The organism is Streptomyces ossamyceticus (assembly GCF_001418475.1).
Lineage (GTDB): Bacteria > Actinomycetota > Actinomycetes > Streptomycetales > Streptomycetaceae > Streptomyces > Streptomyces ossamyceticus.
The window spans coordinates 1-9,735 of the sequence record NZ_LIQX01000333.1; the positions used below are offsets into that span (position 1 = coordinate 1).

The 9,735-nt window shown below is 73.7% G+C and carries 6 protein-coding genes; 2 read left to right on the forward strand and 4 right to left on the reverse strand.

The genetic code is table 11. From position 1 onward, the window contains the following. Window positions 1–5 precede the first annotated feature (5 nt). Window positions 6–1,055 (forward strand): serine hydrolase domain-containing protein, encoded by a 1,050-nt coding sequence (locus AOK15_RS24215; RefSeq protein WP_063799036.1) that lies wholly within the window; start codon window positions 6–8, stop codon window positions 1,053–1,055. A gap of 4 nt (window positions 1,056–1,059) precedes the next feature. Here AOK15_RS24215 and AOK15_RS24220 read toward each other — a convergent pair whose 3' ends face one another. Genes AOK15_RS24220 through AOK15_RS24230 form a run of 3 tightly spaced genes read right to left on the reverse strand, consistent with a single transcriptional unit; the run spans window position 1,060 to window position 5,117 of the window. Next, the gene (locus AOK15_RS24220; RefSeq protein WP_055520317.1) at window positions 1,060–3,429 is read right to left on the reverse strand and encodes a glycoside hydrolase family 65 protein; all 2,370 of its coding nucleotides are present in this window, start codon (window positions 3,427–3,429) and stop codon (window positions 1,060–1,062) included. Further along, entirely contained in the window at window positions 3,426–4,184 is a 759-nt protein-coding gene (locus AOK15_RS24225) for a beta-phosphoglucomutase family hydrolase (RefSeq protein WP_055520320.1), read from the reverse strand. The genes AOK15_RS24220 and AOK15_RS24225 overlap by 4 nt, the downstream gene beginning before the upstream one ends. 54 nt (window positions 4,185–4,238) lie before the next feature. Then, on the reverse strand, window positions 4,239–5,117 hold the full coding sequence (locus AOK15_RS24230; RefSeq protein ID WP_055520322.1) for an ANTAR domain-containing protein: 879 nt from the start codon (window positions 5,115–5,117) through the stop codon (window positions 4,239–4,241). A gap of 94 nt (window positions 5,118–5,211) precedes the next feature. Between AOK15_RS24230 and AOK15_RS24235 the strand changes: the two genes are divergently transcribed. Further along, window positions 5,212–5,874, forward strand: coding sequence for a nucleoside/nucleotide kinase family protein (locus AOK15_RS24235; protein ID WP_055520324.1), 663 nt, complete (start codon window positions 5,212–5,214; stop codon window positions 5,872–5,874). 72 nt (window positions 5,875–5,946) lie between these two features. Here AOK15_RS24235 and AOK15_RS47155 read toward each other — a convergent pair whose 3' ends face one another. Next, window positions 5,947–9,588 (reverse strand): AAA family ATPase, encoded by a 3,642-nt coding sequence (locus tag AOK15_RS47155; protein WP_079058663.1) that lies wholly within the window; start codon window positions 9,586–9,588, stop codon window positions 5,947–5,949. Window positions 9,589–9,735: the final 147 nt, after the last annotated feature.

Sequence of the window (9,735 nt, forward strand, 5' to 3'; positions counted from 1 at the left end):
CCGCCTTGTCGGGGGCGGCCACGGCCCCCCTGGCCGCCCCCGACAAGGCGGAGCTGCGCAAGGCGCTGCGCACGGCACTGGCGCAGGGCGCGCCGGGGGCGTTCGCGCGGGTCGATGACAACGGCAAGGCCATCCATCTGGCGGAGGGTGTCGCCGACCGGGGCACCGGTCGGGCCATCGGCACCGGGGACCGGATCCGCGTCGGCAGCGTCACCAAGACCTTCACGGCGGTGGTACTGCTACAGCTGGTCGACGAGGGCAAGGTGAAGCTCGACACCTCGGTGAACACCTATCTGCCGGGGCTGCTGCCCGACAGGCGGATCACCGTGCGTCATGTGCTCAGTCACCGCAGCGGCCTGTACGACCACGCCAACACCCTCTTCGCCCAGTCGGTGCAGGGGTTCGAGAACGTCCGCAACCGGGTCTACACCTACCGTCAGCTGATGGACCTGTCGCTCGCGAAGCCCCTCACCAACAAGCCGGGCGCGGTCTACTCCTACTCCAACGCCAACTTCGTCGTGGCGGGCATGCTCATCGAGAAGCTCACCAAGAAGTCGGTGGCGACGGCGTACCAGGAGCGCCTCATCAAGCCGCTGAAGCTGACCGACACGTACTACGTCCACCCGAAGAACACGATCCCCGGCCGGTACTCCCGCGGCTACATGACCGCCGACTCCTCCGGCCGGAAGATCGACTCGACCCGGCAGACCGTGTCCTGGGCGCAGAGCGCGGGGGCCCTGGTGTCCAGCGGCAAGGACCTGAACACGTTCCTCTCCGCGCTGGTGCGGGGCGAACTGACCTCCCCCACCCAGCTGAAGCAGATGCTGAAGTGGACGCCGGTGAACAGCACGCAGGCGTACGGGCTGGGGCTGCGCCGTCGTGACCTGTCGTGCGGCTCGGTGTACGGGCACACCGGAACCGTACAGGGCTACTACACCTGGGCGTTCACCTCGAAGAACGGCAAGCGCGGTCTGACGGCGTTCGCCAACACCTCCAACAACGCGACGGTGTACACCACCATGAACCGCACCCTGGAGGCCGCGTTCTGCGGCTGACCCCTCAGGCTCCACGCCTCCCGTGCCTCCCGCGCCGGCCGGGGCGCCGGTGCGGCGGCTGTTCCGGCGGCGGACCGGCCGGTCGCGCGGCCGGGATGTCCAGCCGCCGGGGCTTCTCCCCGTCGAGGGTGACCGGTTCGCCGTAGTGGCGGATGGTCAGGGAGTCACCGCCGACCAGCTCGTACGTGGCCTGGCGGGGTTTGATCTCGACGCGCAGACAGGTGTCCCGCAGTCCGAGGCTGAAGGCGAGCCTGCTCAGCCGCTCGGGGAGCCGAGGCGCGAAGTCGACGACAGGTCCCTGGTGGCGCATGCCGCCGAAGCCCGCGACGAGCGCCGTCCAGGTGCCGGCGAGGGAGGCGATGTGCAGTCCGTCGCGGGTGTTGTGCTCCAGGTCCCGCAGATCCATCATCGCCGCCTCGGTCAAATAGTCGTAGGCCAGGTCGAGATGGCCGACCTGGGCGGCGATGACCGCCTGGCAGCAGGCGGACAGGGAGGAGTCGCGGACCGTCAGCGGCTCGTAGTAGGCGAAGTCGCGGGCCACCTGCTCCTCGTCGAAGCGGTCGCCGCACTTGTACAGGGCGAGGACCAGGTCGGCCTGTTTGACGACCTGTTTGCGGTAGAGGTCGAAGTACGGGAAGTGCAGCATCAGCGGGTACTGGTCGGCGCGGGTGCCGCGGAAGTCCCAGCGCTGGTGGCGGGTGAACCCGGCGTGCTGCTCGTGGACGCCGAGTTCGTCGTCGTAGGGGATGTGCATGGCGTGGGCGGCGTCCCGCCAGGCGGCGCTCTCCTCGTCGTCCACGCCGAGCAGGTCGGCCCGCTCGGGGTGGCGTTCCGCGGCGTCCGCGGCGGCCAGGAGGTTCGCGCGGGCCATGAGGTTGGTGTACGTGTTGTCGTCCACGACGGCGCTGTACTCGTCCGGGCCGGTCACCCCGTCGATGTGGAACGCGCCGTGGGGGTCGTGATGGCCGAGGGAGCGCCAGAGCCGGGCCGTCTCCACGAGGAGTTCGAGGCCGGTGTCGCGTTCGAAGTCGGTGTCGCCGGTGACGAGGGTGTGGCGGACCACGGCGTCGGCGATGTCGGCGTTGACGTGGAACGCGGCCGTACCGGCGGGCCAGTACGCGGAGCCCTCCGAGCCGTCGATGGTCCGCCATGGGAACGCGGCCCCCGCGAGACCCAGTTGGGCGGCCCGGTCGCGGGCGGCGGGCAGGGTGTTCTGCCGCCAGCGCAGGGCCTCGGTGACCGCGCCGGGCGCGGTGTAGGTGAGCAGGGGCAGCACGAAGGTCTCGGTGTCCCAGAAGGCGTGCCCGTCGTAGCCGGAGCCGGTGAGGCCCTTGGCGGGCAGGGCCCGCTGCTCGGCGCGGGCACCCGCCTGGAGGACGTGGAACAGGGCGAACCGTACGGCCTGCTGGATCTCCTCGTCGCCTTCGACCTCGACGTCCGCGCGCGCCCAGAAGTCGTCCAGGTAGGCGCGCTGTTCGTCGACGAGGCCCTGCCAGCCGCCGTACGCGGCGGCGGACAGCGCGGCGTCGACCTGGTCGGCGACGGCGGGCAGCGAGCGGGTGCCGGACCAGCCGTGGGCGACGAGCTTCTCCACGCGCAGGGTCTGGCCGGGCTCCAGGACGGTCGTCGCGGTGAGGCGGGCCACGTCGTCCCGGCTCTCGCCGCTGGTGGTGACGGAGCCGGGCGCGGTGACGAGGTGGTCGGCGGCGGCGCCGACCCGCAGTCCGGTGCGCCGGGTGCGGTGGACGAGCCTCAGCCGGGGCCCGTCCGCGAAGTGCTCCTCGGGTTCCAGCGGTGACTCCAGGGCGACGGCGGCGCGGGGATCGCCGTCGCGTTCGGGGAGTTGCTCGTTGGCCACCAGTTCCGACTGGACGACGACGCGGGCCTCGCCGTCCACGGCCTCGACCTCGTAGGCGATGGCGGCGATCGCCCGCTGAGTGAGGGAGACGAGGCGGGTGGAGCGGACGCGGACGGTCGTCCCGGCCGGGGAGGTCCACTCGCAGGTGCGCCGCAGCACGCCCTCGCGCAGGTCGAGGACGCGTTCGTGGGAGCGGAGGCGACCGTAGCGCAGGTCGAAGGGCTCGTCGTCGACGAGCAGCCGGATGATCTTGCCGTTGGTGACGTCGATGACGGTCTGTCCGGACTCCGGGTAGCCGTAGCCGGCCTCCGCGTACGGCAGCGGGTGCGTCTCGTGGACGCCGTTGAGGTAGCTGCCCGGCAGGCCGTGGGGTTCGCCCTCGTCGAGGTTGCCGCGCCAGCCGATGTGGCCGTTGGACAGGGCGAACACCGATTCGCTCTGCGGCAGGAGGTCGAGGTCGAGGTGCCGTTCGCGCAGGGCCCAGGGGGCGACGCCGTACGAGCGGTGGGTGATCACGCCCAGTCCCCCAGTTCCGTCAGGTCCGGTACGACGACGTCGGCGCCGTGGGCGCGCAGGGCGTCCGCCTGGCCGACGCGGTCGATGCCGACGACGTGCCCGAAGCGGCCCGCGCGTCCGGCGTCCATACCGGCGAGGGCGTCCTCGAAGACGGCGGCCTCGGCTGGTTCGACCCCGAGGTCGCGGGCGGCGGCGAGGAAGGTGTCCGGGGCCGGTTTGCCGGGCAGACCGCGCTCGGCGGCGACCACGCCGTCGATCCGCACGTCGAAGAGGTGCTCGGCGCCGATGGAGCGCAGGACGTCACGGCAGTTGGCGCTGGAGGAGACGACCGCGGTCAGCAGGCCCCGGGCGCGGGCCTGCTCGACGTAGCGGAGGGTGCCGTCGTAGGCCTCGACGCCGTCGGTGCGGATGAGGTGGAGGAGCAGGTCGTTCTTGCGGTTGCCGAGGCCGTGCACGGTGGGCGCGTCGGGCGGGTCGTCGGGGCCGCCCTCGGGCAGGTGGATGCCGCGGGAGGCGAGGAAGGTGCGGACGCCGTCGGCGCGCGGGCGGCCGTCCACGTACTCGTCGTAGTCCTTGCCGCGGTCGAAGGGGCGGAAGGAGTCGCCGTCGTGGCGGCGCAGGAACTCGTCGAACACCTGCTTCCAGGCGGTTGCGTGCACGACGGCGGTCCGGGTGATGACGCCGTCGAGGTCGAAGAGGCAGGCCCGGACGTGCCGGGGAAGGCCCAGGTCTGTCGGTTCGGTGTTCTCTGTCATGGAAGGGGGGTTCCCCGTGCGGTGGGAGTCAGTGGGTGAAGATCGCGGAATTCGTCAGCGGCGCGGGACACGGCTGCCGCTGTGGGCGCGGCCGAGGGCGTGGAGATGTTCGAGGGCGTCGAGGACGACGGTGCGGTCGTACCAGGCGAGCCATTCGCCGACCTCGGCACCGACGACCGCCAGGGCCTTGAGCTGGGCCCGCGTCAGCTCTCCGACCGGATATTCGAGGTGGGCCGAGACCATGCCCACGCACAGGCCGGACGCGGTGGTCAGGGGCACGCTGTGGCAGGCGCGGCTGCCCGCCAGGAGGATCGCCTGCCGGGCGTCCTCGGTGAACACCGGGTGCGTCGCCACGTCCCGGACCGTCACCTGGGTGATGTCGCGGGCGGCCAGCGCGCAGGAGGTGCCCTCCTCACCGACGAACGCGAAGAAGTCGACGAAGTCGTCGGTGAGGCCCGTGTGCCGCTCGATGCGCAGTCCCCGCTCGGCGCGGTCGGCGATCTGGACGTTGCCCATGTCGGTGCCGACGACCGCGAGGGTCTGGCTGAGCACGGCGGTCAGCACCTCGCTCCGGTTGCCGCGTCCGGTGCGGCGGTCGCGTCCCTCCTTGAAGGTGAGGGAGGGCTCCGCGCGCCGGGCCCGGCCGGGGAACCACAGGGTGCCGCGCCCGTCGGGTCTCGGCGCGCTCACGGCTGCCTCGGCGAGGGTGCGCAGCTTGACGTTGTACTGCTGCGAGGCGCGCTGGAGCAGGGCGAACGCGGTCTCCACGTCGGGCAGCGCGTAGCGTTCCCGCAGCATGCCCTGGGCCTGCGCGATCAGGGGACGGCTCTCCATCCTGGTGCGCAGCTGCCGGACCTCGGCCCGCAGCCGGGCCACTTCCTCCCGCATCGACTCGACGTCGCCCACCGACCCCGACTCGCGCTCCTCCTCCATGGGCACCTTCCACTTCCCTGTCCCGCTCGGCCACAGCACCGCTCGCCTGCCCCGTCCGGGCCCGGACAATCCGCATGGGTCTACCGTCGTCCGCATGTCCCTGACCTTCGACGACCTGCTGGAGCGGGCCGCCTCACTCGTCCGCCCCGGCCGCCGTGCCCTGCTGGGCATCACCGGCAGTCCGGGAGCCGGAAAGACCACCCTCGCCGAGCGGCTGACCGGGGCCCTCAACGGCGACGGGGAGCCCTGGGTCGCCCATGTGCCGATGGACGGCTTCCATCTCGCCGACGTGGAGCTGGACCGCCTGGGCCGCCGGGACCGCAAGGGCGCGCCGGACACGTTCGACGCGGCCGGGTACGCGGCCCTGCTGCGGCGGCTGCGGGACGACGAGCACGACGTGGTGTACGCGCCGGGCTTCGAGCGGACGCTGGAGCAGCCCCTGGCCGGGGCGATCCCCGTGCCGCCCGCCGCGCGTCTGGTCGTGACGGAGGGGAACTACCTGCTGCTGGAGGAGGGGGCCTGGGCCCGCGTCCGTGCCCGGCTGGACGAGGTCTGGTTCTGCGCGCTCGACGAGACCGAACGCGTGCGGCGCCTCGTCGCCCGGCACGAGGAGTTCGGCAAGGGGCACGACGAGGCGGTCGCGTGGGTGCGGGGCACGGACCAGCGCAACGCCGACCTGGTGGCGGCGACCCGGGAGCGGGCGGACCTGGTGGTTCCGCCGGCGGCGATGCCGGCGGCCGGGGCTGCGGTGCGGTGAGGGGCGAGGGCGGGACGAGGGCGGCCCGCCGGGTCAGGTATCGGCGGGACGCCCTCGCGTTCGGGGGAGGGCTCAGCCGCTCAGGGTGAGCAGCGGCTCGCCGTGTTCGTCGCCCGCCGGGTCGCCGATGACGGCGGTGAACGCCTCCGTGCGGACCGTGAGGCCGTCCGGGGTGTGGGCGAAGGACGCCCGGAAGGTGCCGCCGGGTCCGTAGCGGACCGCGAAGACGTCCAGGTCGTCCGGGCCGCCCGGTACGGGGGTCGCCTCGACGGCCGTGGACGCCACCAGGTGGGACCAGCCCTCGTCGGGGTTGCCGTAGCCGCGCGGGTCGGCGGCGAGGGTGAAGGCGGCCTGCTCCTGGGTGGTGTCGGCGCGGGCGTCGAAGTACTCCGGGCCCTCGGCGGTCGGGTGGGTCAGACGCAGGCCGCCCGCGGAGGCCACCTCGGCGTCGGCGACACGGCGCAGCCTGTCGCCGTCGTCCGACACGTACGGCAGGCCCGCGAGGAGGTACGGCTTGCCGGGGAGGCGTTCGACGGCCACCGTGGTCCACAGCCGGGTGCCGTCGGTGACGTACAGGGACCGCACGTGCCGCAGGACGTGGTCGCGGGTGACGACGGGCTTGGTGACGAGCTTGGCGGCCAGTGCGCCCGCCCGGACGTCGCGGACGCGGACCTCGCCCATCGGGCGGCACAGCAGGAAGCCGTCGACGACCGGGCCGAAGCCGTGCTGGCGGTTGACGGCGGCCGGCAGGAGATACGTCCCGTCGGCCTCGATCAGCGACGGGGTCATCCGCGAGTCGAAGGCGACCGAGACGCCGCCCGCGCGCAGCTGGTGTCGTACGGGTTCCGTGGACGGGGTGCGGTGCCAGGGGGTGGTGTCCTGGATCTGCCAGACCAGCATCCACGCGAAGTGGCCGTCGACCCCGCCGTCCGGCTTGACCGCGTACCGGCCCCAGCTGGTGTCGCCCCGGTAGCGGCCGAGGTCGGCGCCGACGCGGTGGCCGAAGTAGCGCAGACCGAGCACGGACTCGAAGCCGGAGTGCTGCTCGCTGTAGCGGGGGCCGCCGAAGTCGAAACCGCCGGTGGTCAGGCGGGCGTCGAGGTAGCGGGCGACGGCCTCGCCGTCCTCGGCGAAGATCTCCGCGCCGCTCACCCGGTGGGCCTGGGCGAGGAAGGACAGGGAGATGGGGCCGTAGTTGTTGTCGTAGGCGCCGCCGTGCTCCGGGGGCAGGAGCGCGCCCCGGTCGCGGACCCGGTGCGCGCGGATCTCGTCGGTGTACAGGGCGATCGCCCGCTCCCGGACCCGCTCGCCCTCCTGCGGGGGCAGGTGCCGGGCGAGCATCAGGCCGCCGACGACGCAGCCGATGGCCTGGTTGCCGGCCTCCTGCGGGTTGAAGAAGGTCGCCTCGGTCAGCCAGCGCCAGTAGCCGCGGGCCAGTTCACGCAGGGCGGCGGTCCGCTCGTCGTCGAGGAGCCCTTCGGCGAGGTCGAGCAGGTTCACGGCCTGGAGCAGCGACCACACCGTGCTCGGCCAGTCGCCGATGGGGTGGGCGCCCGCCTCCAGGACGTACCGGGCGTAGGGGAGGCCGGAGCCCCGGACCCTCAGGTTGGGGTAGCCGGGGTTGTCGTCGGTGTGGACGCGCTCGCGCAGGTGGAAGTCCGTGCTGCGGCGGACGGCGTCGGGGAGCCGGGGGTCCTTGGTGCGCTGCCAGGCGAGCGCCAGCAGTGAGGTGATGCCGAGGGAGGTGTCGCCGATGTCGTCGTCGCAGTCGGGGTGTTCGAGGTTGCCCTCGGGCGTGAGCCGGGCGAGGGCCTGCTCGGTGACGTCGGCGAGGACCTCGTCGTAGGCGCCGCGCGCGGCGGCCAGGTCGATGCGTACGTTCAGCAGGGCCGTGTGCATGGGGTGGAGCAGGGACGTGCGCTGGCCGGCGAGGCCGCGCCGGACGAGGCGTTCGGCCTCGTCGAGCTGGTCGGCCCACTGGGCGACGGCCGCCGCCGTGCCCGGCAGGAACGCCTCCTCCAGCGGGTCGGCGGGCTGCGCCAGCAGGGCGCGGACGCGGTCCATGGCCGACTCCGCCGAGGTGAGGCCGGCCGTCGACTCGTAGCGCACCAGGAGGGCCTGCCCGGCCGTGCCGACGAGGTCGGGTGACCGCTCGGCGGTCTCACGCAGCCAGCGGTACACCTCCTGCCGTACGCCCTGGTCGTGGTCGGACAGCAGCGCGGACGCGGTCTGCGCGGTGCGGGCCAGGTCGGGGTGGCCCGTCAGGTGTTCGTCGCGCAGCCCGCGCAGGACGTCGATCGCGGCGCGCGCCTCGCCGCGGCGGGCCAGCGCCGTACCGAGGGCGACCGCCGCGCGCACCCGGTCGCGGGGCGGGCCGGGCAGCCGCATCGCCTCCGCGAGGCGCGGAATCCCGGCCGTGGAGCGTACGGTCGCGTACTCCAGGGAGCCCAGTTCGGTGAGGACGGCGGCGCGGCGGGCGGGCGGTATCGGCTCGTCGAGGGCGCGGCGCAGATAGGCGAGGGCGTCGTCGCTGCGGTCGTCGCGGGCGGCCAGGTCGGCGGCGTCGAGCAGGGCGGCCGTCGCCCAGGTATCGCCGACGGGGCCGGCCCGCAGCAGTTGCCCGGCGACGGCCTCGGCGTGGTCGCCGCGGCGCAGCATCGCCTCGGCCGCCCGCCGGTGGGCGCGTTGCCGCGCGGCACTGCTCCAGCCGCCGAGCACCGCGTCCCGCAGCAGCGGATGGGCGTAGCGGGGCCGGCCCTCGGGGTCCGGGCGGAGCAGGCCGAGGCGGGTCATGGCGGTGAGCCAGCCCGGTACGCGGCCGGGGTCGGCGCCGGCCGTCCGGGCGAGCAGGTCGGCGTCGGCCGTGCCGGGGCCGTCCTCGTCCAGCGCGGCGAGCGCGCGGGCGACCTCGGTGGTGGCGGGCCCGGCGCTGTCCAGCCACCAGGACACGGCCGCGGCGTACGAGCCGGGGTACAGGGCGGCGCAGGTGTCCGGGAGGGTGTCCTGGTCGGTGGACTGGAGGTCGTCGAGGAGGGCGCTCAGCAGCAGGGGGTTGCCCGCGCCCGCCCGTACGCAGTCGGCGACCCACTCCGGCGCGGTGTCGCCGGCCCGCACCGAACGGATCAGCTCCGCGGCGGAGTCGGGGCTCAGCGGGGCCAGGGTGCGGGTGTGGACGAGGGCGGAGGAGAGGGCGTGCGCCAGGCCGTCGGCCGGCGGGTCGATGTCGTACTGGCTGCGTTCGGTCACCACGAGCAGCACGGGTAAGTGGTCGATCCAGCGGACGGCCTCGACGAGCCAGCGCCGGGACGCGGCGTCGGCGAGGTGCGCGTCGTCGACGGCGATCAGCAGCGGCGTCTCGTCGGCGTAGGAGCGGAGCAGTCGCCACAGCCGGGCGGACCTGCCCCGGTGCGGCGGGGTGCCGGGCGGGTCCGGTGCCTCGCCCGCGACGGCGTCGAACTCGGGTGCGTGGGCGAGGAGTTGGTAGACGGTGTCGAGCGGGATGGAGGTGTGTTCCGGCGAGCAGCGGGCCCGCAGGACCCGCATGCCCTGTGCCGCCGCCTGCTCCGCCGCGGCCTCGAGGAGCGCGGTGCGGCCGGTGCCGGTGGCCCCTCTGAGCACGATCAGGCGGCCGGATCCCGTGCGGGCGCGGGCGGCCTCGGCAGCCAGCAGCTCCAGGGTGTCACGGCGTTCGAGGAGCCGGTCCGGTGCGCACATCACTGCCTCCTGTCGTGGATGTGTCGTCTTCGGTTCGGTAGACGGGCCGACACCCGCCGTGGTGCACCGATTTCGGTCGGACTCGGTGCGCCGTTTCCGGCCGGTCGTGTCGTACGACACCGGGCGGGGTCGGGTAGGGGTACGGGT

What these genes read in the sequence shown, in the direction of transcription:
- AOK15_RS24225 (WP_055520320.1), bottom strand. Translation starts at nt 4,184, where the DNA reads ATGACAGAGAACACCGAACCGACAGACCTGGGCCTTCCCCGGCACGTC.
- AOK15_RS24230 (WP_055520322.1), bottom strand. Translation starts at nt 5,117, where the DNA reads ATGGAGGAGGAGCGCGAGTCGGGGTCGGTGGGCGACGTCGAGTCGATG.
- AOK15_RS24235 (WP_055520324.1), top strand. Translation starts at nt 5,212, where the DNA reads ATGTCCCTGACCTTCGACGACCTGCTGGAGCGGGCCGCCTCACTCGTC.
- AOK15_RS47155 (WP_079058663.1), bottom strand. Translation starts at nt 9,588, where the DNA reads ATGTGCGCACCGGACCGGCTCCTCGAACGCCGTGACACCCTGGAGCTG.